The 23,032-nt window shown below is 66.9% G+C and carries 22 protein-coding genes; 8 read left to right on the plus strand and 14 right to left on the minus strand.

What is annotated here, in order from left to right; all coding sequences use genetic code 11:
- Positions 1-113: 113 nt before the first annotated feature.
- From FRZ61_RS25045 to FRZ61_RS25065, 5 genes are all read right to left on the minus strand, one after another.
- Positions 114-1,550: a hypothetical protein gene (locus tag FRZ61_RS25045; RefSeq protein WP_151120375.1), complete on the minus strand. Its 1,437-nt coding sequence runs from the start codon at positions 1,548-1,550 to the stop codon at positions 114-116.
- Positions 1,551-1,757: 207 nt separating this feature from the next.
- Positions 1,758-2,330, minus strand: a complete 573-nt coding sequence (locus FRZ61_RS25050) for a hypothetical protein (protein WP_151120376.1) — start codon at positions 2,328-2,330, stop codon at positions 1,758-1,760.
- 385 nt (positions 2,331-2,715) lie between these two features.
- On the minus strand, positions 2,716-3,504 hold the full coding sequence (locus FRZ61_RS25055; protein ID WP_151120377.1) for a (Fe-S)-binding protein: 789 nt from the start codon (positions 3,502-3,504) through the stop codon (positions 2,716-2,718).
- A gap of 197 nt (positions 3,505-3,701) precedes the next feature.
- Positions 3,702-4,922, minus strand: coding sequence for a murein transglycosylase A (mltA, locus tag FRZ61_RS25060; RefSeq protein WP_151120378.1), 1,221 nt, complete (start codon positions 4,920-4,922; stop codon positions 3,702-3,704).
- 20 nt (positions 4,923-4,942) lie between these two features.
- A complete protein-coding gene (locus FRZ61_RS25065; protein ID WP_151120379.1) occupies positions 4,943-5,683 on the minus strand; it encodes a Tim44/TimA family putative adaptor protein in 741 nt (246 codons plus the stop codon).
- A 342-nt stretch (positions 5,684-6,025) separates the two neighbouring features.
- On the opposite strand from FRZ61_RS25065, the gene FRZ61_RS25070 reads away from it, so the two are divergent.
- Positions 6,026-6,583: a histidine phosphatase family protein gene (locus FRZ61_RS25070; RefSeq protein WP_225308998.1), complete on the plus strand. Its 558-nt coding sequence runs from the start codon at positions 6,026-6,028 to the stop codon at positions 6,581-6,583.
- A gap of 230 nt (positions 6,584-6,813) precedes the next feature.
- On the plus strand, positions 6,814-7,317 hold the full coding sequence (secB, locus tag FRZ61_RS25075; RefSeq protein WP_151120380.1) for a protein-export chaperone SecB: 504 nt from the start codon (positions 6,814-6,816) through the stop codon (positions 7,315-7,317).
- A 151-nt stretch (positions 7,318-7,468) separates the two neighbouring features.
- Here the strand turns inward: secB and FRZ61_RS25080 are convergent, their stop codons facing one another.
- From FRZ61_RS25080 to FRZ61_RS25105, 6 genes are all read right to left on the minus strand, one after another.
- Positions 7,469-8,416, minus strand: a complete 948-nt coding sequence (locus FRZ61_RS25080) for a hypothetical protein (RefSeq protein ID WP_151120381.1) — start codon at positions 8,414-8,416, stop codon at positions 7,469-7,471.
- Positions 8,417-8,723: 307 nt separating this feature from the next.
- Positions 8,724-9,416 (minus strand): DNA polymerase III subunit epsilon, encoded by a 693-nt coding sequence (gene dnaQ / locus FRZ61_RS25085; protein ID WP_151120382.1) that lies wholly within the window; start codon positions 9,414-9,416, stop codon positions 8,724-8,726.
- Positions 9,417-9,424: 8 nt separating this feature from the next.
- A complete protein-coding gene (coaE, locus tag FRZ61_RS25090; RefSeq protein ID WP_151120383.1) occupies positions 9,425-10,051 on the minus strand; it encodes a dephospho-CoA kinase in 627 nt (208 codons plus the stop codon).
- The gene (locus FRZ61_RS25095; RefSeq protein WP_151120384.1) at positions 10,048-10,911 is read right to left on the minus strand and encodes a shikimate dehydrogenase; all 864 of its coding nucleotides are present in this window, start codon (positions 10,909-10,911) and stop codon (positions 10,048-10,050) included. The genes coaE and FRZ61_RS25095 overlap by 4 nt, the downstream gene beginning before the upstream one ends.
- The gene (locus tag FRZ61_RS25100; RefSeq protein ID WP_151120385.1) at positions 10,908-11,522 is read right to left on the minus strand and encodes a Maf family nucleotide pyrophosphatase; all 615 of its coding nucleotides are present in this window, start codon (positions 11,520-11,522) and stop codon (positions 10,908-10,910) included. The genes FRZ61_RS25095 and FRZ61_RS25100 overlap by 4 nt, the downstream gene beginning before the upstream one ends.
- Before the next feature lie 197 nt (positions 11,523-11,719).
- Positions 11,720-12,562, minus strand: a complete 843-nt coding sequence (locus FRZ61_RS25105; RefSeq protein WP_151120386.1) for a pyruvate, water dikinase regulatory protein — start codon at positions 12,560-12,562, stop codon at positions 11,720-11,722.
- Between the two features lie 499 nt (positions 12,563-13,061).
- Between FRZ61_RS25105 and hemE the strand changes: the two genes are divergently transcribed.
- From hemE to FRZ61_RS25135, 6 genes are all read left to right on the plus strand, one after another.
- A complete protein-coding gene (gene hemE / locus FRZ61_RS25110) occupies positions 13,062-14,141 on the plus strand; it encodes a uroporphyrinogen decarboxylase (protein ID WP_151120387.1) in 1,080 nt (359 codons plus the stop codon).
- Between the two features lie 28 nt (positions 14,142-14,169).
- Positions 14,170-15,165: a ferrochelatase gene (hemH, locus tag FRZ61_RS25115; RefSeq protein ID WP_151120388.1), complete on the plus strand. Its 996-nt coding sequence runs from the start codon at positions 14,170-14,172 to the stop codon at positions 15,163-15,165.
- A gap of 19 nt (positions 15,166-15,184) precedes the next feature.
- A complete protein-coding gene (gene hemJ / locus FRZ61_RS25120) occupies positions 15,185-15,625 on the plus strand; it encodes a protoporphyrinogen oxidase HemJ (protein ID WP_151120389.1) in 441 nt (146 codons plus the stop codon).
- A 230-nt stretch (positions 15,626-15,855) separates the two neighbouring features.
- The gene (rho, locus tag FRZ61_RS25125) at positions 15,856-17,112 is read left to right on the plus strand and encodes a transcription termination factor Rho (RefSeq protein WP_151120390.1); all 1,257 of its coding nucleotides are present in this window, start codon (positions 15,856-15,858) and stop codon (positions 17,110-17,112) included.
- 91 nt (positions 17,113-17,203) lie between these two features.
- Entirely contained in the window at positions 17,204-17,566 is a 363-nt protein-coding gene (locus FRZ61_RS25130; protein WP_225308999.1) for a hypothetical protein, read from the plus strand.
- Between the two features lie 142 nt (positions 17,567-17,708).
- Complete coding sequence (locus FRZ61_RS25135; RefSeq protein WP_151120392.1) at positions 17,709-20,945, plus strand: adenylate/guanylate cyclase domain-containing protein; 3,237 nt, start codon at positions 17,709-17,711, stop codon at positions 20,943-20,945.
- Between the two features lie 4 nt (positions 20,946-20,949).
- Here FRZ61_RS25135 and FRZ61_RS25140 read toward each other — a convergent pair whose 3' ends face one another.
- Genes FRZ61_RS25140 through FRZ61_RS25150 form a run of 3 tightly spaced genes read right to left on the minus strand, consistent with a single transcriptional unit; the run spans position 20,950 to position 22,982 of the window.
- Positions 20,950-21,552 carry a putative glycolipid-binding domain-containing protein gene (locus FRZ61_RS25140; protein ID WP_151120393.1) on the minus strand — a complete coding sequence of 201 codons (603 nt, stop codon included), beginning with the start codon at positions 21,550-21,552 and terminating at the stop codon, positions 20,950-20,952.
- Positions 21,549-22,529 (minus strand): quinone oxidoreductase family protein, encoded by a 981-nt coding sequence (locus tag FRZ61_RS25145; protein WP_151120394.1) that lies wholly within the window; start codon positions 22,527-22,529, stop codon positions 21,549-21,551. Before FRZ61_RS25145 ends, FRZ61_RS25140 begins: the two co-directional genes overlap by 4 nt.
- A 36-nt stretch (positions 22,530-22,565) precedes the next feature.
- Positions 22,566-22,982 (minus strand): methylated-DNA--[protein]-cysteine S-methyltransferase, encoded by a 417-nt coding sequence (locus tag FRZ61_RS25150; RefSeq protein ID WP_225309000.1) that lies wholly within the window; start codon positions 22,980-22,982, stop codon positions 22,566-22,568.
- Positions 22,983-23,032 lie beyond the last annotated feature (50 nt).

Below are 23,032 nucleotides of genomic sequence, written 5' to 3' on the forward strand. Positions count from 1 at the left end.
GTGAGACGTGAGAGGCGCCGGGGATCAAGCGCGGCAGGGTACAAATATTGGTCGGAGAGGCTCGCTGATTGCGGTCGATTCCCGCACAGGAAGTGATAGGGGGCACTTCACGCTTAATCCAGCCGCACATCCATGCTCAACGGATCGCTCCTTGTCGACGATGCCGCGCTTTCGTTGATGAAGGAGGCTTTGCGCATGCAGAATTGGCGATCGACCTCGACGGAGAGCCGAAATCTGACGAGGGCCTTGGGCGGCGTCGAGGAAAAGTCCATGACGACGTTCCACCGCTGCGGCGCTGATCCATTGTCGGCCGGGGTTACCTGAAAGGAGAGCGCAGCCCCGCAATAGTAGGTTTGCGGTGTTGTCTCGCAGATCCTCCTAGTCGCCTCACCGATCTGCGCCTCGGCCAGTCCCGCAAGATAGGTCTGCCGGTCCGTGCGTTTGTCCGAAGGCACCGCCAGTGCGTTCCGCCTTTCGTCGATCACGAACCCCTGAGCGATGTCCCGCGCCGGCACTTTATAGACCTTGCCGATCTCCACGCCCTTCGGATCGAGGAGATCGAGCACCATGCGTCCGTCTCCTCCCACCGGTTGGAACCCCGCCTCGAAACCCTTCTCCATCGTCTCCTTCATCCCGTCCGTCATGAAGGCGAGTTGCTTGTCCGTCATCGGCTTGCCATCCAGCGTACCGGAGGTGTATTCGGGGTCTCTGACGAATACGAACTTGCTGCTCTTCGTCCAGCCTTTGGAATCGCTCAGCTGTTCCATCTGCACGACGACGTCCATCGTTGTCCGATAGTCGCCGCCGTCCGAGGGTTTCCCCTCGAACACAACCTTCTCGATCCTGAAGACCTCGCTGAACGCGTCCGACGCCGAATGGTCGCGCCATGTTCTGATGTCCCAGGTTTGTGTCGACGTCGGGAAATGCAGAACCAGCGTGCCCGTTCGCTCAGGACAAGGGCCGAGATCGAAGATGACACGATCACGGGCTTCGGCTGGCGCCGTGATGGTCGCCGGGCTGCTCTGGCCCGTCCCATTCGGATCGAGCGGGTTATACCCTTCTGTCACCGTCGCCGAGGTATCGGCATGCGCGACCAGATTGTCTCCATAAAGACCCATCTCCGGCCCATACTTGTCGACAGTTTCAGGGCAGTATTCGCGCAGCGTGGCTCGCTGCACATCCTTCGGTTGTTGGCTGAGCTGCTGCAGCGCACCCGTTCCCTCGAGGATGATGCTCTTGCTTGTGGCTTTTTCGCCCCGAGCCGCGGCGTCCAAAAGCTTGAGATCTTGCGGCTTGGTGTGCGCGACCACAAAGTCCGCGAAGCAATCACCGATCGCGTCGCCGTGTCCCGAATTGATCCGGCCCAGGACGATTCTCTGCCGCAGTTCCTCTGCAAACAGGCTTGCCAGGAACTCGTGATAGCTCTGGTATTTGCCCCTGGGCTCGATCCACGGATCTGCCGGGGATGCTGGCCCGTTCGTGACACATCCGTTGATACCGAGGACGCACGCAAGCGCCGACAGTGCCGCCAATCTCAACCAGGCCCGCATCCTTACCCCCACAAGCTTCAATATCTTGGTCCCGGCCTAGTCGTGATGGCTAGTGCATCGCCCTTTTTCTCCGACGAACCCTGGGCAATCGCACAGCCAGCGAAGGCCAGACCCAGAAAAGGGCGCAAATCGCAGAAGCCGCATGCGCCCTTCTCTACTCCTCAAGCTGGAGATTGAGTTCTTTCAGCATCGCCAGACTGCCCTCCGTTAACATGAGCGGCGAGCCCGCACGACTTCGATGACAGTAGCGACCAATGATCTGCACCCAATGATCTGCACCACGGGATCGGTGTCGCGCCAAATGAACATCACGCATTCATTCCAATTGGGCCCGCGCGTCGCCCGATTGGAAACGTTGCCATTTGCATCGGGGATAAAGTCTTCAAATACGGGCATGTTTTCCTCAAGCTCGCGAGCAGGGGCATATGAGACAGTCCCACCCCAGAGCTTGCCCTGGCCTGAATCGCCCAAGGATGCCTGCGCTTGGTCGGCGTCAGTGGTAAGAGCCTCTTTGAAAAGGATCGGAAACAGGAGCTGGGCATCGGCGGGAGCATCAAACTCGGCGTCGCTTGAGTTCGCCGTTTGCACGACCGCATAGAAGCTGTGGCCGTTGTCGCCCCTGCGGTATTGGACCTGCCATTCGCGAACGTGCGCACTGCGCTGAACGAATTTTATCCGAGGCGGCTTATTGAACAGGGAGCCGTCCACCGTCATCGGAACCTGCGGATCGGCTGCGCTCGCTAACGACCCGCAGGTAACCAGCAGGGCCACCAGCGTCACGGCAAAAGACCCCCGCATCCTCGCCCCTTGTGTCTGCGCCCCTTGTGTCTGCCCCTTTTTCAGGCTTCGACCCATTACGCTACCGAGGGTCGCGTCCCAGAGCCAGGTGGCCGGCACAGGAGCGCCGATCCACCTCCGAGATCTTCTACTTCGATAGATATCCCGTCTGGCCGAGCGATCGCCTGACAAGCCAGACGGCTTCTGCGCTCGAATTCGGTGGAAAGACTAAATCCCTATGCCTCTCAGTGAGACATGGGGGGCCCGCCCAGTCAAGTGTGCGTAGGTGGAGATATTCAATCGGGTGGCGTCGGCCAGCGCGGCTCGCGCGGTTGGCCTTCGGCTCCGCCACTTGCGGCGGCATTGAGGAGCGTCGCTCAGAGATGCCTCAAAGCGGTTCCACGGGCCCGCGCCCGATCGCGGGCCCGTCGGCCATGTCGGCCAGCACCTCGGCCACATGGCGGCATTCGATCCGGGAGCCCTGGCGCGAGAGCTTGCCCGCCATGTTCATGAGGCAGCCGAGATCGCCCGCCAGCAGCAGGTCGGCGCCGGTCGCGGCGATGTCGGCGGTCTTGTCGGCGACGATACGGTCGGAGATGGCGCCATATTTGACGCAGAAAGTGCCGCCGAAGCCGCAGCAGACATTGCTGCCCTCGAGCTCCCTGAGCGTCAGGCCGGCGACGCTGCGCAGGAGCCGGCGCGGCTGCTCGCGGATGCCGAGCTCGCGCAGGCCCGAGCAGGAATCGTGATAGGTCGCGACCGCGTCGAGATGCGCCGGCACGCCGGTGATCCCGCGCTGGTCGGTGAGGAAGGAGACGAGCTCGTGGGTCTTGGCGGCCAGCGCCTGCGCGCGCTTCTCCCATGCGGCATCGCCGGCGAAGAGGGCCGGGTAATGCGCATGGAGCATGCCGGCGCAGGAGCCCGAGGGCACCACCACGAAGTCGTAGGGCTCGAAGGCGGCAATGACCTGGCGCGCGATCGCCTGCGCGTCGGCGCGGTCGCCGGAATTATAGGCCGGCTGGCCGCAGCAGGTCTGCGCCTCCGGCACCGAGACGCGGCAGCCCGCCTGCTCCAGGAGCTTCACCGCCGCGAACCCGATCTCGGGGCGCATCAGATCCACGAGGCAGGTGACGAGCAGCGCGACGTGGGGGTTGGGCTTTGTGTTCGCGTCAGCCATGGGTGATATCGGGCAATTCAGGCACCTTCCGTGAGCGGGAGGCCAAGCATACGCACATCTTTGCCGCCCCTGCCCCCACGTCATCCCCGCGAAAGCGAGGATCCATCCTGATCCAGGTCACCGGGCTTTGACATGGATCCCCGCTTTCGCGGGGATGACTTGGGGTGGCGGGAGGGATGGGTCTGGGCTCACGTCCATCAATTCTCCGCCACGGCCTTCACCTCGACGGCGCGCGGCAGGAGGAGATAATAGCGCCCCGGCTGCTTCATGCGACCGGCATAGTCGAGCGCCTTGTCGCCGGCGCCGAAGAAGATATCGCCGCGCACGGCGCCTCTGATGGCGCCGCCCGTGTCCTGCGACACGAGAAGGCGCTGCAGCGGCTGGTTCGCCTCGGGCGTGTCGGCGGGCCAGGTGGTGTCGAGCCAGATGGGAGCGCCCAGCGGCATCAGCTTGGTGTCGACCGCGAGGCTGCGGCCCGCCGTCAGCGCCACGCCCTGGGCGCCGATCGGCCCGTCGCCCTGGATCTCGCGATAGAAGATATAGGAGCGGTTCATATACATGATCGAGGCAGCGCGGTCGGGATGGTCCCGGAGCCAGGCCTTGATCGACTGGGTCGTGGCCTGGCCCTTCTGCAGCTCGCCCTGATCCAGCAGCGTCTTGCCGATGGCGAGATAGGGCTGGCCGTTCTTGGCGGCATAGCCGACCTGCATCGTGCTGCCGTCGGCGAAGCGGATCACGCCCGAGCCCTGGATATGGAGGAAGAAGGCCTCGATCGGATCGGCGACCCAGACCAGCTCGAGATTGCGGCCCTTGAGCGCGCCCTCGTCGATCTCCTGATAGGTGAAATAGGGCTTGAGCTTGTTCTCGACGACGCGTCCGGCGATGGACTCGCCTTTCCAGTCGGCGCGGAAATCGCCGAGATCGACCGTGACGAGATCCTCCGGCCGGCGATAGAGCGGCACCGGATGCGCCGCGTCCGGCGCCCGCGCCCCCTCCAGCTCGGGCTCGTAATAACCGGTGAAGAGGCCGTCGGGCTCCTTCCGGTCGGCCACCAGGAAGGGCTGGAACTCGCCCTCGAAGAACCGGCGCGCGGCGCCGCCGTCGCCCGCCGGCAGCGACTTCGCGGCCTGGCAGAGCGGTAGCCAGTCCGAGACCTTGCCCGCCAGGCCGTCCGGCCCGACCGGCTTGTCGGCCGGCTGCTTCTCGAGACGCCCGCAGCTTCGCAGCAGCGCCGGCAACGCCTGGCTTTGATCGTCGCCGTCCCAGCCGGGCAGCTTCGCGAACGTCACCGGCGCCAGGGTCAGGAGCGGGGTGGGTTTCTCCGGCTTTTCCGCGCAGGCCGCGAGCAGGAGCAGAAACAGGCCGGCGGATGCTTTCATCCAGCCGAGGCGCGGATTCGTCGCGAGCGTCGGACGCATGCCGGACGGCGCTCGGGGCTTCAGTTCGGGCTGCGGGTGGCGACCAGCGACCAGTTCGGGTCGCGCGCGCGGGTATTGCGGGCAAAGCTCCAGATGTCGGTCACCGTGGTGACCTGCGAGCCGTCGCCATCGACCACCTTGCCGGCGGCGTTGGTGGTGACGTTGACCTGCTCGGACACGAATTTCACCGTCACGGTGGCGATGCGGTCCTGCAGACCAGCCTCGAGGATCTCGGCGGACTTGATGCCGACGAGCGTGGTGGCCAGCGTCTCGCCGGCCTTCTTGCGCTGATCGATCGCCCCCTTGAAGCGGTCGAACACCTCGTTGGAGAGCAACGGCCGCAAGGCGCCGACATCGCCCGCCGCATAGGCCTGGACGATCATCTCGAACGCCGCCTTGGCACCGCCGAGGAAGGACTCCTTCGAGAATTCCGGATCGGCCGTCCTGATCTGCGCCAGCCCCGCATCGAGCGGGCCCGCCGGCGTCGCCTCGATCGTCTCCGGCTCGCCGGCCGGCGCATTGCGATCGCCATTGGCGGTGCGTTCCGGCGTCGAGCGGTCGGGAAGAGCCACGACCTTGTCGTCGTCGCGTTTGCTGTCGTTGGCGGCCTTGTCGGGATTCAGGCGGTAGTCGGCATAGCGGCGCGCATCCTTCTGCTCATGGCCGATGCGCTTGCCCAGCACGCTGCGCAGGCGGAACACCAGGAAGACGGCGATCGCCCCGAAGAACAGGATGTCGAGAAACTGAAAACCGCCGCCCATGGACTCCGCCTTGCCCGACACGTTCGAGGGCCGATCTTCAAAGACCGGCCAAAACACTGCCATTCGATCAAACAGAGGGGTGCCGCTGGACGGCGGCCCTGGCCTCGGGGCTGGATCGCGCGCTCTTCTCGCCCTCCGGGAACCCGCGCCGGAGCTGCCCATCGGCGTTATGCTATCCGGTCCTTCCCTGTTAGATAGGAAAATCGCCGGGGCAGGGCAAGGCATGTTCCATGTCAATGGCTTGACAGCTTGCCGCCGCCAAAACTGCCCCCAATTGAGGCAGCAACGGCGATCCGGTTCAATTTTTCGCTCTTTTGGGTCCCGGACGGTCCGGCGGGAGGCATGGCGATGATCCTGGTGCGGCACGGCCAGTCCGAATTCAACGTCGTCTATTCCAAGACCCGGGTCGATCCGGGCATCCACGACCCGCGGCTGACGGAGGAGGGGCGCCAGCAGGCCCGACTCGCGGCCGACCGCCTGGCCGAGCATGACCTGGCCCTGATCCTGTCGAGCCCCTACACCCGGGCGCTGCAGACCGCGGAAATCATCGCCGAGACGCTCGATCTGCCGGTCGCGATCGAGCCCATGGTGCGCGAGCATTGCCGGTTCCATTGCGATGTCGGCACGCTGCGCAGCGAGCTGGCCCTGAGCTGGCCGGCGCTGGATTTCGGCACGCTCCCCGAGCGCTGGTGGCATGGCGGGCTCGACGAGACCGAGGAAGAGGTGGTGCGCCGCGGCCACCGGTTCCGCGAGCAGATGGCCGGCCATGAGGCGTGGAGCCGGATTGCGGTGGTGACCCATTGGGGCTTCATCCGCTGCTTGACCGGAACCCAGCTCGGCAATGGCGAGCTCTTGAAGTTCGACCCGGTCCAGGGCCAAGCCTCGCTTTTGAAAGCTTAGCGCGAATCCCCTCCCTTCTTGCGGGGGGCGGGTCAGGGAGGGGGCCGACTCGGTCGACGATCCAGGGGAGCTGCGGGATTTTCGCCCATTGAGCCGCGTGGCGCTTCCATGCTACCCCGCGCCCGCATGAGCCGGACGGGACGGGCTCCTTCCCATCCCTCCGGCCCGTCTCAACCCCCAAGGTGCGCCTTCTCCCGGTGCGCCAGACCCTTGCCGGAGAGCTTCAAGCGATGGCCGACGCGCCCTTCCAGCCCGTTTCCGATCCCTTTTCCGCGGGCCAGCCGCCGGCGGGGACGCCCTTGACCGTGGTCGCCCAGTTCCTCAAGGACATGTCCTTCGAGAGCCCGAACATGCCCGCGCTCCTGGAGCATGCCGGCCGGATCCCGCAGGGCCTGATCAAGGTCGACGTCAATGCCCGCAAGATGCCCGAGGAACGGCGCTATGAGGTGGTGCTCTCCCTCCGGGCCGAAGCGCGCCACCAGGATCAGGTCGCCTATATCGTCGAGCTTCAGTATGGCGGCCTCTTCCAGCTCGGCCCGGTCGCCGCGAACATAACGGAACCGCTGCTGCTGATCGAGGCGCCGCGCCTGCTTTTCCCCTTCGCGCGCGAGATCGTCGCCAACACCATCCAGCAGGCGGGCTTCCGCGCCATGCTGATCCATCCGATCGATTTCGCCCTGCATTACCGCGAGCAGCGCGCCGCCGGGGCGGGCGCGGGGCCGGTGGCGAACTGACGGTCGGCCAATAACCAGGCGCCTGCCCAGGCCTTTCTCATTAGAAGCATGGGAAGAGGCAGCAAGACCGCGTTCACTTCATCCAGATCAGGTTCGCCGGCTTCTTCGGAAGCTCGGCATGGGCTGCGCTGAGCTGTGAGGCGCCCTTCCGTCAGTCGGGCTCGAACAGGATGGCCCTGAAGACGGCTTTCGCCGCATCGCCCTCGCTCAGGTTTTCTGCATGCATCTTGTAGACGCAAAGCCGCTGGTCGATCTCCACCTCGGTCCTGACCCTGAGGGGAGTAGCGCCCGTTGGTAAGATCGTCGAATTCGTGACGATGTCCCACCGGCCAGCGCGTTCTGATTTCGTCACCTGATAGCGCGATTGCATGAGGCAAGGATATTCCAGCGGACTACTTCTGCAGAAGGATATCGCCAGTCTTCGCAGCTCGGCTGGATCCGCAGCAGCGGCTGCAGCGGCCTCTTCATCCGTCCTTTGAGAGGGCGGCTTGCTCAGCGCCCCTGCTCTCAATCCGTTCAGATAGATCAACACCAGATCGAGCTGCGTCGCCCGATACAGCTTCCCTTCCTCGATACCGTCCTTGAGCAGGTGCGGCCACAAGCCCGTGCCGGACGCTTGGCTCATGTCGCCCGTCTCATTCGTCATGACCTTGCTCAGCGCGCTGCGAAGGTCTTCCGTCTGTGACGGTGTCAGGGGTTTCCCGCCGGAAGACGCTCGAACGACTTCGACATCCTTGAGCATGTGGATGCTGGATTGGACGGGGTATCCTTGCATGTCGGCCAACAATGTCTGCTCGAACAGCATCCGGGCTTCGGTGCGATAGCCGCCGTTCCTGTCGCTCACGATCTCGACCCAATCGCTGCGTGCGACCAGCTGAATATGGCTGGAGTCCGCTCGATCGGTCCAGGTCGTCAGATGCATCGTGATCGTCTGGTCTGGCCGGTCGATGACCAAGTTGCCGGTTACCTGGGGACAGGCGCCGAGTCCGAAATCGACGGACTCGCCGGCGCATGCGTCACCTGCCGCCACCGACAGCGCGAGGATGACGGCAAGGCCCTTGGCGCCGGACCTTGCGGCCGTTCTCTTCCCGATCCCCATCTCGCTCCCCTATGACACTCGCCCTGCGATTGCGGGAGAGGCCTATACTGCCACCGAGCCGCGAATGAGGCCACTGCTGCAGGAGCGGGGGAAGGCTGGTTCGCGACCCCTCTCTACTCTTCCCGATTCCTTCCCCATCGATAGGGCACGGTCGGGAAGGGGATAATCGAAGATTTCGTTGGCTGTTCCATCCCCTCCCTTATCCTCCCCCATCATCCTCCTTCGCCCTTTGGGCTTCGGGGGACAGAAGGGGGAGAAGATTGGAAACAGGCGAGGGGTATCAGCTACCGAACGCTCTTCCGCCGCCTCACTTCATCCAGATCGGGTCTGCCAGCTTCTTGAGCAGCTCGGCGTGGGCCGCGAGCTCTTCCGCTGTCGGCGCGAAGTGGCGCGGCGGGCGGGCGGCGGTGGCGCGGATGGCGACGTCGCCGTGGGGGCCGGCGATCGTCGTGACCGGCGCGGGCTCGGCCAGCAGCGCCAGGCCGGCCTGGCGGCCGCCGACCAGCTCCAGATAGACCTCGGCCAGGAGCTCCACGTCGAGCAGCGCGCCGTGCTTGGTGCGCGCCGAGTTGTCGACGCCGAAACGCTTGCAGAGCGCGTCGAGGCTCGCCGGCGCGCCCGGGAACTTGCGGCGCGCGATCTGGACCGTGTCGACCGCGCGGGTCGGATCGAGCGGCCTGCGCTCGAGACGCGCCAGCTCGGCATTGATGAAGCCCATGTCGAACTCGGCATTGTGAATGACGAGCGGGCTGTCCTGGATGAATTCCTCGAGCTCGGCCACGATCTCCGCGAAGCGCGGCTTGTCGGCGAGGAAGGCGTCGGAAAGGCCGTGGATGGCGAAGGCATCCGCGGAGACCAGGCGCTCGGGATTGAGGTAGCGCTGGAAGCTGCGCCCGGTCGGGATGTGATTGACCAGCTCGACGCAGGCGATCTCGATGATCCGGTCGCCGTTCGCATGGCTGAGGCCGGTGGTCTCGGTGTCGAGCACGATCTCGCGCATGATGTCTGTCAGTCCTCGCAAGCCGTTTTGCCGCAGCAGACGACGCGGCGCTGGCGCAGGAGTCTGACGGTTTGGCGGATCGCCCGCAAGCTGTGGCGCCGACCGAGCCCGGTCTCGATGACGGTGTCGGCGCGCGCCCGCTTGAGGCGATCGGGGAGCTGGCGCGCCTCGATGCCGGCGAGCCGCTCGCGCGTCATGCCGCGACGGCGCAGCACGCGGGCAAGCTGCACGCGCCGCGGCGCCGAGACCACCATCACATGGTCGCAGCGCTCCTCGCCATGGGTCTCGAACAGGAGCGGGATGTCGAGCGCCACCAGCGGGCAGCGTCGCGCGCGGGCCTGGGCCAGGAATTTCTGTTCCTCGCGCCGCACCAGCGGATGAAGGATCGCCTCGAGCTTTTTCAGCTTGGCCTGATCGGCGAAGACGACGCGGCCCAGCGCCTGGCGGTCGACCCGGCCCTCCTTCACGGTATCGGGAAAGGCCGCCGCGATCGCCTTGACCGCGGCCCCGCCCCTGGCCTGGAGCCGATGGACCGCGGCATCGGCGTCATGCACGGGAACGCCCAGCCGGCGCAGCAGCGCCGCGGCCGTGCTCTTGCCCATGCCGATCGAGCCGGTGAGGCCCAGCACGATCACGGCTGCGCCAGCACGTAGGCCCGCAGCGCCGCCGTCACCTTGGGCTCGACGCCGAACCAGGCCGCGAAGCCCAGCCGCGCCTGATGCAGCAGCATGCCGAGCCCCTCCACCACCGGGTTGCCGCGCCGGCGCGCGGCCGCCAGCAGCGGCGTCTCGAGCGGCACATAGACGATGTCGTGGACCACCGCATCGGGCGGCAGGCGGTCGAGCGCCAGATCGAGCGGCGGATGGCCCGCCATGCCCTGCGTCGTGGCGTTCACCAGCAGGCCCGCTTCGGCCAGCGCCCGGCCGCGATCCGCCCAGCCCATCACCTTGACCGGACCGCCGAGGTCGGCCGCGATCGTTTCCGCGCGGGCCGCGGTGCGGTTGATGAGCCGGATCTCCGGCACGCCGGCATCGGCGAGCGCCACCAGGATGGCCCGCGAGGCGCCGCCGGCGCCGATCACCACCGCCGGCCGCTCCTTCGCCCGCCAGGCGGGGGCGCCCTCCCTCAGGCTCTCGATGAAGCCGAAGGCATCGGCATTGCGGGCCTCGATCCGGCCCTGCCCGTCGATGACGAGGGTGTTGGCGGCACCGATCCGCCGGGCCTCGGGCGTGGCGGAATCCGCCAGGGCCAGGGCCTTCTCCTTGTGCGGCAGGGTGACGTTGGCGCCGCGGAAGCCCAGGGCCGGCAAGGCCCTGAAGGCGCGCTCGAACTGGTCGGGCGGCACCGGCAGGGGCACATAGGCGCCGTCGATCCCATGCTCCGCCAGCCAATAGCCATGGAGCCGCGGCGACAGGGAATGGCCGACCGGCCAGCCCATCACGCCGGCCAGACGAGCCCTTCCGGTCAAGGCGGGATTGGGGGCGGCGCTGGTCATGCCGGCACCAGACCATGCGGCCGCAGGAAATCCAAGAGGGGCAGCAGGGGCAGCCCCAGGATGGTGAAATAGTCGCCCTCGATCCGGCTGAAGAGCTGCGCCCCCAGCCCTTCGAGCCGATAGGCGCCGACCGAGCCCAGGATGTCCGGCAGGCCGCGGGCGAGATACTCGTCGAGGAAAGCCGGGCTGAACGGGCGCATGGTCAACCGGGCGCGGGCCGTGTGGTGCCAGAGCCGCTCGCCGTCGCGCACCACCACGGCGGCGCTGATGAGCTCGTGCGTCTTGCCGCGCAACGCCATGAGCTGGGCACGGGCCGCCGCCGCATCGGGCGGCTTGTCGAAGCGGCGCCCTTCGCAATCGAGCACCTGGTCGGTGCCGATCACGAAGCGGCCGGGATGGCGGCGCGAGACCGCGCGCGCCTTGAGCTCGGCCAGGGCCTCCGCCAGCGCCGCCGCATCGGCACCCTCGCTCTCGAGCGAGCGCTTGGCTTCCTCCTCGTCGACGGGTGCCGCCTCGGCGGCGAAGACGAGACCCGCCTGCTCCAGCATCCGCCGACGGGTCGGGCTGGCCGAAGCGAGCAGCAGGCGCGGGCTCGGCTCGTCAGTCGGCATGATGAACCGATCGAATGCAGCGTCGAGAGTGCCCTACAGCAAATCCCCTCCCCCCTTGAGGGGGAGGGCAGGGAGGGGGATGACTCGGTCTGCGATCTCGTCGGAGTACGAAGCAGCCGACACCGAGCAGCCCCCTCCCCAACCCTTCCCCAAAAGTTGGGGGAGGGGATAAGCGAGCCGGAGACGAACGTCGGTATCTAATCGGCGGTGCCGACATTGTCGCCGTTCCGGTGCTGCGACAGGAGCTGCAGGATCGTCGCCGCCGTTTCCTCGATCGAGCGGCGGGTCACGTCGATGATGGGCCATTTATGCTCGGAGCAGAGCCGGCGGGCCTGGATCACCTCGCGGCGCACCATGTCGGGATCGACATAGTCGGTCTCCTCGTCCTGAGACAGGAGCCGCAGGCGGTTGCGCCGGACCTGGACCAGCGAGGTCGGGTCCTTGGTGAGGCCGATGATGAGCGGCTTGCGCGCGGCCAGGAGCTCGGGCGAGAGCGGGAAATCCGGCACGATCGGCACGTTCGCCGCCTTGATGCTGCGATTGGCGAGATAGATGCAGGTGGGCGTCTTCGAGGTGCGCGAGACGCCGACCAGGATCACGTCGGCATCCTCGTAGTCCCAGCTCGATTGCCCGTCGTCATGGGCGAGCGCGAAGTTCATGGCGTCGATGCGGCCGAAATATTCGGCGTCGAGCTCATGCTGGCGTCCGGGCAGGTTGCGGGCCTGCCGCCCGAAGAAGGAGCCGAGCGCGCCGATCACGGGATCGAGCACCGGGATGCAGGTGATCTGCAGCTTGCGGCAGCCCTCGGTCAGGGCGGCGCGCAGCTCCTCGTTCACCAGCGTATAGAGCACCAGGCCCGGGTGTTCCTTGATGCCGTCGAGCACCTTCTCCATCTGCCGGGATGTCCGGATCAGGGTCCAGTTATGCTCGACCGGATCGGCATCCTCGAACTGCGCGAGGCAGGCCCGCGCGACCGAGGAGATCGTCTCGCCGGTCGCGTCCGAAACCAGATGGAGATGATGGGTCAGGCCGTTCGCCATGATCGAGTGTCGCCAGGATCCCGAGGGTTAAGATGCGCCGGAAATGAGCGGGTTCCCTAGGTTTTAGGCCCGCCCTTCGAGCGGAGCAATGGGGCGGATCGAGGGTCGTGAAACCGTCGGAAGAAGTCCGGGATTGAATCCGAAAGAACGGGGACAAGTCGGCATTGTGGAGCGGTGCCTCGGATTCGATCCGCCAACCGCCGAATCCGCTGCGCAGAGTCCGACCGGGCAAGCGATGCCGGGAATGGATCGGCTCATGACGCGATTCCAACAACCGGACGCCGCCGCCATTCCCGTGATTCACAGGGCGGCATTCCGTCACTGAATCCGGGATGGCGGGAGCCGTTAGGATGGAGCTGTCCCCCGACGCCCGTCGGAATCGTCCCCGGCTGTTGGAATCGAGGATGGGATGGGGACAAACGCCAATCCCCGTCTTGCACAGCCATCCACTACATCCACTCCTTTCTTATCTATAAGACTAGAATAGAAGAAGGAGGCCATGAGCCTGACCCCCTCCGTTCCGTCCTCGACCCGCGAGAAGCCGCTGCTGCGCGTGCTGGCAGGCGAACGCCGGCGCTGCCCGCCCTTCTGGCTGATGCGCCAGGCGGGGCGGTACCTGCCGGAATACCGGGCCACACGGGCCCAAGCCGGCAGCTTTCTCGATCTCTGCTTCACGCCCGATCTGGCGACCGAGGTCACGCTGCAGCCGATCCGCCGCTACGGCATGGATGCGGCGATCCTCTTCTCCGACATCCTGGTGGTGCCGCTGGGGCTGGGTCAGACCGTGAGCTTCGAGGAAGGCCGCGGGCCCGTGCTCGAGCCGCTGCGCGGCGCCAGCGATCTGTCGCGCCTCGAGCTCGGCGGGCAGCGGGAGCGGCTGGCGCCGGTCTATCAGACCGTGCGGCAGGTGAAGGCGGCCCTGCCGCCAGCGGTCGCCATGATCGGCTTTGCCGGCGCGCCCTGGACCGTAGCGAGCTACATGGTCGAGGGCGGATCGAGCCGTGACTTCGCGATTGCGAAACGCTGGGCCGGCGAAGAGACCGAAAGCTTCCAGCGCCTGATCGATCTCCTGGTCGAGGCGACGGTGGATCATCTTTCCGCACAGGTCGAGGCAGGCGCCGAGGTGCTGCAGATCTTCGACAGCTGGGCCAATGCCTGGGTCCGGGAGAAGAGCTCGACGGCCTTGCGCCGTTGGTGCCTCGAGCCCTGCCGACAGATCATCGCAAAGCTCAAAGCGCGCCATCCAACCGTGCCGGTCATCCTGTTCCCGCGGGCGGTCGGCCCGCATATCGCGCTCTTCGCGAAGGAAAGCGGTGCGGCAGCCTTGTCGCTCGACGAAGGTGTGCCGCTGGCCTGGGCGCGCGCGACCTTGCAGCCGATGCTGCCCTTGCAGGGCAATCTGCCGCCCAGGCTGCTGGTGGAAGGCGGTCCCGCCTTGGAGGCGCAGACCAAGCTGATCCTGAGCGAGCTGGGCCAGGGCCCGTTCATCTTCAATCTGGGCCACGGGATCCTGCCGGAGACGCCGCCCGAGCATGTCGCGGCGCTGGCGGCGATGATCCGCGAAGGTTCGCCGGCGTGAGCGCCAAAGCCCCGGCAAGAGCCGCCCTATGAGAACCGCCATCGTGCTGTTCAATCTGGGCGGCCCGGATCGGCCCGAGGCAGTCGAGCCTTTCCTGCGCAATCTCTTCTCCGACCCGGCGATCCTGCGCGTGCCGGGCTTCCTCCGCAGCTTCCTGGCGCGAACGATCGCCCGACGGCGCGCGCCCATCGCCAGGGCCGTCTATGACAAGCTCGGCGGCGGCTCGCCGCTCCTGCCCAACACGCAAGCCCAGGCCCGGGCCTTGGAAGCGGCCTTGTCGGATCGGGGCCTCGATCTCGGCGAGGTCCGCTGCTTCGTCGCGATGCGCTACTGGAATCCGTTCGCGGAGGAAACGGTGCGCGAGGTGCAGCGCTTCGCGCCGGACCGGATCGTGATGCTGCCGCTCTATCCGCAGTTCTCGACCACGACAACGGCCTCCTCCTTCGATGACTGGGCCCGCGCCGCGGCAAAGGCGGGGCTGACGGTGCCGATGCTCACGATTCGCGATTATCCGACCGAGCCGGGCTTCATCGCGGCCGTGTCACGGCTCACCGCCGAGCGGTTGCCCGAAGCCAGGGCTGCGGGTTCCGTGAAGATTCTGTTCTCGGCTCACGGTCTGCCGAAGAAGATCGTGCAGGCGGGCGATCCCTATGCCGAGCAGGTCGGATCGAGCGTGCGCGCCATCGCGGAGCGGCTCGGCCTTTCGCTCGACGATTACGAAGTGTGCTTCCAGAGCCGTGTCGGGCCGCTCGAATGGATCGGGCCCTATACCGACGAGGAGATCGTTCGCGCAGCCGAGGCCCGCCAGTCGATCCTGCTGGTGCCGGTCGCTTTCGTCTCGGAACATTCGGAGACGCTGGTCGAGCTCGATATCGAATATCGCCATCTGGCCGAGAAGCACGGCGCGCCGGGCTATGTCCGGGTGCCGACCGTCGGCACCGCACCCGAATTCATCGCCGGCCTGGCCGACCTGGTGCGCCGGGCGATCGGAACCGAACGACCCGCTGTCCTGCCCTCCCGCTGATCCTCATGGAGAAGCTTTCATGACCGGCTATGCCGACTGGCAACCTTGGCTGCTCTCGCTGCATATCATCGCGGTCATCGCCTGGATGGCCGGCATGCTCTATCTGCCGCGCCTCTTCGTCTATCACGCCGGCGCCAAGCCCGGCTCCGAGCTCTCCGAGACCTTCAAGGTGATGGAGCGCCGCCTGCTGCGGATGATCATCAATCCTGCCATGATCCTGGCCTGGATCGTCGGCCTGACCATGGCGACCTGGGGCCATTACTGGGGCGAGGGCTGGTTCCACGCCAAGCTGGCGCTCCTGATCGCCCTGTCGATCCTGCATGCGGCCTTCGCGCGCTGGCGCCGGCATTTCGCCCAGGACCGCAATCTCCATCCGGCCAAGTTTTACCGGATGATGAACGAGGTCCCGACCCTGTTCATGATCCTGATCGTGATCCTGGCGATCGTGCGACCGTTTTGAGCGAGGAGGAAAAACCCCTACCTGCGCCATTGACTTCGAGGGGGGCCTTCATTAAATATCGCCCCGTTCAATAGCGGTGGCTTCACCTCCCCCGAGCCCACCAACTCTCCGCACCAAAACCGAACCTCAGGGCCTTTCCAGGCCGGCATCCGCCCGGCTTTCCGGACCCTCACTTCCGGCCCCTCCGCCCTTCGGTTTTCCCCATCCGTCGTTGCTTTCTCGGTTACATCATGAATCTACAGGAACTTAAGAAGAAGAGCCCACCGGAACTCCTGGCCTATGCCGAGGAGCTGCAGATCGAAAACGCGAGCAACCTGCGCCGGCAGGACATGATGTTCGCGATCCTCAAGCAGCTCGCCGAGAACGACACGGCGATCTTCGGCGACGGCGTGCTGGAGATCCTGCAGGACGGGTTCGGCTTCCTGCGCAGCCCCGAGGCGAACTATCTCCCGGGCCCCGACGACATCTACGTGTCGCCCAGCCAGGTCCGCCGTTTCGGCCTCAGGACCGGCGACACGGTCGAAGGCCAGATCCGCTCGCCCAAGGAAGGCGAGCGCTATTTCGCGCTGCTCAAGGTCAATACGATCAACTTCGACCATCCGGACAAGGTTCGCCACCGGATCAATTTCGACAACCTGACGCCGCTCTATCCGGACGAGCGTCTCAAGCTCGAGCTACAGGATCCGACCAAGAAGGACCTGACCACGCGCGTGATCGACCTGATCGCGCCGCTGGGCAAAGGCCAGCGCGCGCTGATCGTGGCGCCGCCGCGCACCGGCAAGACCGTGATGCTGCAGAACATCGCGCATTCGATCTCGGCCAATCATCCGGAATGCTATCTGATCGTGCTGCTGATCGACGAGCGGCCGGAGGAAGTCACCGACATGGCGCGCTCGGTCAAGGGCGAGGTCGTGAGCTCGACCTTCGACGAGCCGGCGCAGCGTCATGTGCAGGTCGCCGAGATGGTGATCGAGAAGGCCAAGCGTCTGGTCGAGCACAAGCGCGACGTGGTGATCCTGCTCGATTCGATCACGCGCCTCGCGCGCGCCTACAACACCGTCGTGCCGTCATCCGGCAAGGTGCTGACGGGCGGTGTCGATGCCAACGCGCTGCAGCGTCCCAAGCGCTTCTTCGGCGCCGCGCGCAACATCGAGGAGGGCGGCTCGCTCACCATCGTGGCGACGGCGCTGATCGATACCGGCAGCCGCATGGACGAGGTGATCTTCGAAGAGTTCAAGGGCACCGGTAACTCCGAAATCATCCTCGACCGCAAGCTCTCCGACAAGCGCACCTTCCCCTCGATCGACATCACCAAGTCGGGCACCCGCAAGGAAGAGCTCCTGGTCGACAAGGGCACGCTGTCGAAGATGTGGGTGCTGCGCCGCATCCTCATGCCGATGGGCGTGGTCGACGCGATGGAGTTCCTGGTCGACAAGCTCAAGCAGGCCAAGACCAACCACGATTTCTTCAGCTCGATGAATCAGTAGCGGGTCGCCGCCTTGCTGATCCTCGTCGCCGGCCCCTAGCGCTTGATCGTATCAAGCCGACTTGGCTTGATACGTGAATCAACCGCTTTTATTGAGTGAGAGCAAGATTCACGGGCCCGCTCGAAAGAGCGGACCCGACCTTGCTCTGGCGCCGACCGAGGAAGAGCGGGCCGCCAATCTCGTGCGCATGAACATGGCCGCCGCAGCTTTGGCTGCGCGCGGCCATTTTCCTGTGATCGGCGTGAATGTCGCGCTGCCGGTGCTGCAAGCGGCCGGCCTCGACGACAAGCACCCGCTGATGATGGCGATCTCGCTCGCCGTGACCGGGCGCTGCGACGCCGGGCTCCAGATCGGCCGCTCGCCCGGCGCCGATCGCGAGATCGCCCGGCTGCGCGAGCTCGGCCGGCCGATCTATGTCCGCCTCGAGGATGTGCCCGATCCGGATGCGGGCTGATTGCGGCTTTTTTTCCTGAATGTGAACGTCCGTGAGCGGTCCCGGCCTTGTGGCCGGGCTCGGGCAGGCCTTAGCATCGCGGAATAGGCAGGCCGCCCGGACCGCGGGCGGCATCCGTCGATCCGGAAGGCCTGGCCCTGGCATGGAATGCCCGCGCTGCCGCACCGAGAACCCCGTCGGCCACCGCTTCTGCAGCGCCTGCGGCCAGAAGCTGGCGCGCCCTTGCACCGGTTGCGGCTTCGAGAATGCCCCGGACGCGCGGTTTTGCGGGTCCTGCGGGCGGTCCCTCGAGCCTAAGGACCCCGCCCCCTCTCCCGAAACCGCAGCGAAACCCGCGCCGGCGCCCGAAGGCGAGAAGCGGCCGGTCTGCGTGCTCTTCGCCGATCTGGTGGGTTTCACCGAGCTTTCGGCACGCCTCGATGCCGAGGACTTGAAGGCGCTGGTCGAAAGCTTCTATGCCCGTGCCGACCGGGCGATCGCCGACTATGGCGGCACCGTCGACAAGCATATCGGCGATGCCGTGATGGCGCTCTTCGGCGCGCCCGTCGCCCATGGCGATGACGACGAGCGGGCGATCCGCGCCGCGCTCGACATCCATGCCGCCATGGCAGCGCCCGACGCTGCGGGCCGGACGCTCGCGGTCCATATCGGCATCGCCGCGGGCGAGGTCGTCGCCGGCGGCTTCGCGCGCGGCTATACGGTGCTGGGCGAGAGCGTCAACCTGGCCTCGCGCCTGGTGGGGCTGGCCGGCGCCGGCGAAACCGTCATCTCGGATGCGCTGCGCCAAAACCTGGGTTCCCGCGTCCTGGCCGCGACCCTGCCGCCGCAGCCCGTCAAAGGCATCGACGGCCTGGTGCGCGCCTGGCGCGTCTCGGGCCTGGCGCCCGCCGCCCGTCCTTCGACACCCTTCGTCGGACGGCGGCATGACCGCCAGCTCCTGGCCGGCATGATCGCGGCGACGAAATCGGGCGGGCGGGGCCGCATGGCCGTGCTGCGGGGCGATGCCGGCATCGGCAAGAGCCGCCTCGCGGAGGAAATCGCGCAGGAGGCGGCGCGCGAGGGTTTCGTCGTTCACAGCGCCTTCGTCCTCGATTTCGGCGCCGGCCGGGGGCAGGACGCGGTTCCCGCCCTGGCGCGAAGCCTGCTGGGGCTCGGGCCCGACAGCAGCGAGCCGGCCCGCACCGCCGCAGTCGAGCAGGCGGTCGCGGAACGGCTGATCGAGCCCGGCGAGCAGGCCATGCTCGAGGACATGCTCGATCTGCCGAGCGGGGGCGAGCGCTGGCTGATCTATGCCGCCATGGACAATGCCACGCGCCTCGCGCGCAAGCAGGCGCTGCTGGTGACGCTCGCCCGACAGGCCGCGACGCGCGGGCCGCTCCTGATCGTGATCGAGGACCTGCACTGGGCCGAACCTTCGATGTTGGGTTTCGTCGCGGCACTGGCCGAAGCGACGGCCCATCAGCCGATCCTGCTCCTCGTCACCACGCGTCCCGAAGGCGATCCGCTCGATCGCGCCTGGCGCGCGCAGCTCAGCGAGGCCGCGATCAACACGCTCGATCTGGCGCCGCTGCGGGCGGCCGACGCGACCGCGCTGGCGGCGGCGATCATCGCGCCCGGCGACGAGCGGATCGCCGCCTGCATCGCGCGGGCCCAGGGGAACCCGCTGTTCCTCGAGCAGCTTCTCCGCCATACGGCCAGCGCCGCCGCCGACAGCGTGCCGGCCTCGGTGCAAAGCGTGGTTCTGGGCCGGCTCGATCGGTTGCCGCCGGACGAGAAGGCGCTGCTGCAGGCGGCCTCCGTCCTGGGACAGCGCTTCCATCCCGAGGCGCTGGCGCATCTGCTCGATCGCCACCGGGTCGACGTCTCGTCCCTGATCGACGCCCATCTCCTGAAGCCGGATGCGGCGGGTCTCGCCTTCGCCCATGCGCTGATCCGCGACGGCGTCTATGGCTCGCTGCTGAAGGCCCGACGCAAAGCGTTGCATCGCAAGGCCGCGGACTGGTTCCGGGGCCGTGATCGCGGGCTCGAGGCGGAGCATCTCGATCGCGCCGAGGATCCAGGCGCCGCCGCGGCTTATCTGGCGGCGGCCCAGGCGGCGATGGCGCAGTTCCAGCTCGACCGCGTGAACACGCTCACGGCGCGCGGCCTGGCGCTCGCGACCGATGACACGCTCAAGGGCACCCTGGCGGTGCTCCTGGGCGAGACCCGGCAGGGGCTGGGCGACAGCCGCGGCGCGCTCGACGCCTTCCAGCAGGCGGCCGCATCGCTACCGCCAGGGGCCGAACGTCTTCAGGCCGAGCTGGGTCTTGCCAATACGCTCTCGGTGCTCGAGCGGCTCGACGAGGCGCTGGCCCTGCTGGCGGAGGCACAGGCCGACGCGGAACGGCTGAAGCTGCCGGTCCTGCTCGCCCGAATCCATGGGCTGCGTGGCAACATCCTGTTCCCGCGCGGCGAGGTAGAGCGTTGCGTCGCCGAGCATGGCCGGGCGCTGGCGCTGGCTGTCGAGGCGGGTGCGCCGGAGGAGGAAGCGCGCGCCCATGGCGGACTCGGCGACGGCTATTACGTCTATGGCGATTTCATCCGTTCGATGCAGCATTTCGAGCGCTGTGTCGCGCTGGCGGCGGCCCAGGGCTTCCGCCGCATCGAGGTCGCGAACCGGGCGATGTACTCGCTGTCCGGCATGCTCGATGTCGATTTCCCGCGCGCTCTCGGCGAGGCCGATGCGGCGGTGACGCTCGCCAAGCAGGTCGGCCACCGGCGGGCGGAAATGATCGCCGAGCATATGCGCTTCTGGAATCGGTTCGAGATGGGCGATCTGGCCGGCGCGCGGGAGGCCATCGTCGAGGCGCTCGCGATCAGCCGGCAATTGAGCGCACGGCGATTCGAGGCCGAGGGGCTCATGTTCCTGGGCCAGGTCCAGCATGAGCTGGGCGATCCGCAGAGCCTCTCCCTGCTGCGCGAAGGCGTCGCGATCGCCCGCGAGACGCCGCGCTACCTCCTGCCCACGGGTCTCGGGCTGCTGGCGATGCTGACCTCGGACAGATCGGAGCGGGAGCGGGCGCTCGACGAAGGCGAGGCGCTGCTCGAGGCCGGCTCGATCTGGCACAACCACCTGTTCTTCAACCGCTACGGCATGGAGGCGGCGCTGGAGGCGGGCGATGCGCAGCGCGTGGAGCGCTACGCGACCGCCTTCGAGAAGGTAACGACGCGGCCCTTGCCCTATGTCAGCTTCCTGGTCCGCCGGGGACGGGCGCTGGCCGCCGGCCTGCGCCGGCAGATCGATCCCGTCGAGCTCGGCCGGCTGCGCGAGGAAGCACTGGCCGCAAAATGGCAGAAGGTGCTGCCGGGAATCGACGCGGCCTTGGCCGCGAGCCGCTGAAGCCTCAGCGCGGCGCCACGCGGCGGAAGAGATCGGGATAGTCGATCACGAGCCCGTCCCGGTCGAGCTCGAGGTCGGCGCTGAAGCCCGCGGGATAGCCTTCATACGTGACCTTATGGCGGCCATTGGCCTGCTCGCGGCAGGTGTAACGCTGCGTCACCGGCTTCACCGCGAGGCCCGGGACCGACACATAGAGCACGCGGATCTCCTGAGACTGCCCCGGAGCAAGTTCCAGGCGCCGCACCGGGAAGCTGTTGGTGAAGGGCGTCACCGCGATATCGACATCGATGCAGCCATCGAGCTCCGGTTGCGGTTCTCCCTGGTCGTCGCGCCAATGGCCGCGCCCGTCGCCCTTGAAGATCCGTTCGCGCATCCCGTCGGTGGTGTGCGATTCCAGCGCCAGCTTGCGGATGCGCCAGTCCGAGCCCCACTTGATCTTGTAGTGCAGCCGATAGGGCAGCCCGTCCTCGATGCCCATGACCAAGCTGTGCGCCACGTTCTCGACGGGGTCGAGGCGGATGCGCAGCTGTTCCATGCCGGGACCCTGCAGCGAGGCCCAGAAATAGGAACGTTCCGGCGGGAGCAGGCCTTGAGAGACGGGGTTCATGGCAGCAGCACCGTGGCGCCGGTGGTGCGCCGCGCCTCGAGGTCGCGATGGGCCTGGGCCGTGTCCTTGAGCGGATAGGTCTGGTTGACGGGGACCTTGACCGCGCCCGAGAGCACGATGTCGAACAGAGCCTGGGCGCTTTCTAGCAGCTCTTCCCGCGTCGAGGTGTAATGGCCGAGGCTGGGTCGGGTCAGGAACAGCGAACCCTTCTGCGACAGGATCAGCGGCTCGATCGTCGGCACCGGACCCGAGGCGTTGCCGAAGGTCACCATCATGCCGCGCAGGCTGAGGCAGTCGAGCGACGCCATGAACACGTCCTTGCCGACGCCGTCATAGACCACCGGCACGCCCTTGCCGCCGGTGATCTCCTTGACGCGCGCCACGAAGTTCTCGGTGCGATAATTGATGACATGATGATAGCCATGCTCGCGCGCGATCCTGGCCTTCTCGTCCGAGCCGACCGTGCCGATGACGGTAACGCCCAAATGTGACAACCATTGACCGGCGATCAGGCCGAGACCGCCCGCGGCCGCATGGAACAGCACCGTCTGGCCCTTCTTCACCGGGAAGGTCCGGCGGATGAGATATTCGACCGTCATGCCGCGCAGCAGCATCGCGGCGGCGGTCTTGTCGTCGATCCCGTCCGGCAGCTTGACGGCCTTCGCGGCCGGATAGACGCGCCGCTCCGCATAGGCGCCGGCGGGTGCCGCGTTGTAGCCGACGCGGTCGCCGGGCTTGAACCCGGTCACGCCGGGGCCGACCGCCTCCACCACGGCCGCCGCCTCGAGGCCGAGCCCCGAGGGCAGCGTCAGGGGATAGAGGCCGCTGCGCTGATAGGTGTCGACATAGTTGAGGCCGCAGGCGGTCTGGCGCAGCAGCAGCTCGCCGGCGCCGGGTGCCGGCAGATCGACCTCTTCCCATTTCAGTTTCTCGGGACCGCCGAACTCGGTGATCCGGATCGCGTGCGTCTTGGCCATGGGATCGAATCCTTCAGAAATGAGATCGGTCGTGGATCAAAGGAGCCGCAAGGGCAGCGCCCCTTCGAGCTCGAGCAGGAACGATTTCGATTCCGTGCCGCCCGCGCCGGAGAAACCGCCGAGACCGCCATTCTCGGCGAGAACGCGATGGCAGGGAATGATGATCGGGATCGGGTTGGCGCCGCAAGCCTGGCCGACGGCGCGCGCGACGCTGCCGACATCCCGCGCCAGCTCGGCATAGCTCCAGGTGGCGCCATAAGGGATCCGGCGCATCCGCTCCCAGACCTTCCGCTGGAAGCCGGTGCCGCGCGGTGCCAGGGGCAGGTCGAAACCGTCGCGGCGGCCCGCGAAATAAGCCTCGAGCTGCGCCCGCGCCCGGTCCAGCAGCGGCGAGCCGGCCGGGGGCGGGTCGGCCGGGCGGTCGTTCCCCCAATCCCAGCTCAACTCCGTCAAGAAACCCTCTTCTTCCGTCAAGGTCAGGAGGCCGAGCGGCGAGGCCATGA

Origin of the sequence: Hypericibacter adhaerens (genome assembly GCF_008728835.1) — a bacterium.
Lineage (GTDB): Bacteria > Pseudomonadota > Alphaproteobacteria > Dongiales > Dongiaceae > Hypericibacter > Hypericibacter adhaerens.

What these genes read in the sequence shown, in the direction of transcription:
- FRZ61_RS25065 (WP_151120379.1), bottom strand. Translation starts at nt 5,683, where the DNA reads ATGGGCGGCGGTTTTCAGTTTCTCGACATCCTGTTCTTCGGGGCGATC.
- FRZ61_RS25100 (WP_151120385.1), bottom strand. Translation starts at nt 11,522, where the DNA reads ATGCCGACTGACGAGCCGAGCCCGCGCCTGCTGCTCGCTTCGGCCAGC.
- rho (WP_151120390.1), top strand. Translation starts at nt 15,856, where the DNA reads ATGAATCTACAGGAACTTAAGAAGAAGAGCCCACCGGAACTCCTGGCC.
- FRZ61_RS25070 (WP_225308998.1), top strand. Translation starts at nt 6,026, where the DNA reads ATGGCGATGATCCTGGTGCGGCACGGCCAGTCCGAATTCAACGTCGTC.
- hemE (WP_151120387.1), top strand. Translation starts at nt 13,062, where the DNA reads ATGAGCCTGACCCCCTCCGTTCCGTCCTCGACCCGCGAGAAGCCGCTG.
- FRZ61_RS25055 (WP_151120377.1), bottom strand. Translation starts at nt 3,504, where the DNA reads ATGGCTGACGCGAACACAAAGCCCAACCCCCACGTCGCGCTGCTCGTC.
- FRZ61_RS25080 (WP_151120381.1), bottom strand. Translation starts at nt 8,416, where the DNA reads ATGGGGATCGGGAAGAGAACGGCCGCAAGGTCCGGCGCCAAGGGCCTT.
- secB (WP_151120380.1), top strand. Translation starts at nt 6,814, where the DNA reads ATGGCCGACGCGCCCTTCCAGCCCGTTTCCGATCCCTTTTCCGCGGGC.
- mltA (WP_151120378.1), bottom strand. Translation starts at nt 4,922, where the DNA reads ATGCGTCCGACGCTCGCGACGAATCCGCGCCTCGGCTGGATGAAAGCA.
- FRZ61_RS25135 (WP_151120392.1), top strand. Translation starts at nt 17,709, where the DNA reads ATGGAATGCCCGCGCTGCCGCACCGAGAACCCCGTCGGCCACCGCTTC.
- FRZ61_RS25105 (WP_151120386.1), bottom strand. Translation starts at nt 12,562, where the DNA reads ATGGCGAACGGCCTGACCCATCATCTCCATCTGGTTTCGGACGCGACC.
- hemH (WP_151120388.1), top strand. Translation starts at nt 14,170, where the DNA reads ATGAGAACCGCCATCGTGCTGTTCAATCTGGGCGGCCCGGATCGGCCC.
- FRZ61_RS25095 (WP_151120384.1), bottom strand. Translation starts at nt 10,911, where the DNA reads ATGACCAGCGCCGCCCCCAATCCCGCCTTGACCGGAAGGGCTCGTCTG.
- FRZ61_RS25140 (WP_151120393.1), bottom strand. Translation starts at nt 21,552, where the DNA reads ATGAACCCCGTCTCTCAAGGCCTGCTCCCGCCGGAACGTTCCTATTTC.
- hemJ (WP_151120389.1), top strand. Translation starts at nt 15,185, where the DNA reads ATGACCGGCTATGCCGACTGGCAACCTTGGCTGCTCTCGCTGCATATC.
- dnaQ (WP_151120382.1), bottom strand. Translation starts at nt 9,416, where the DNA reads ATGCGCGAGATCGTGCTCGACACCGAGACCACCGGCCTCAGCCATGCG.
- FRZ61_RS25045 (WP_151120375.1), bottom strand. Translation starts at nt 1,550, where the DNA reads ATGCGGGCCTGGTTGAGATTGGCGGCACTGTCGGCGCTTGCGTGCGTC.
- FRZ61_RS25145 (WP_151120394.1), bottom strand. Translation starts at nt 22,529, where the DNA reads ATGGCCAAGACGCACGCGATCCGGATCACCGAGTTCGGCGGTCCCGAG.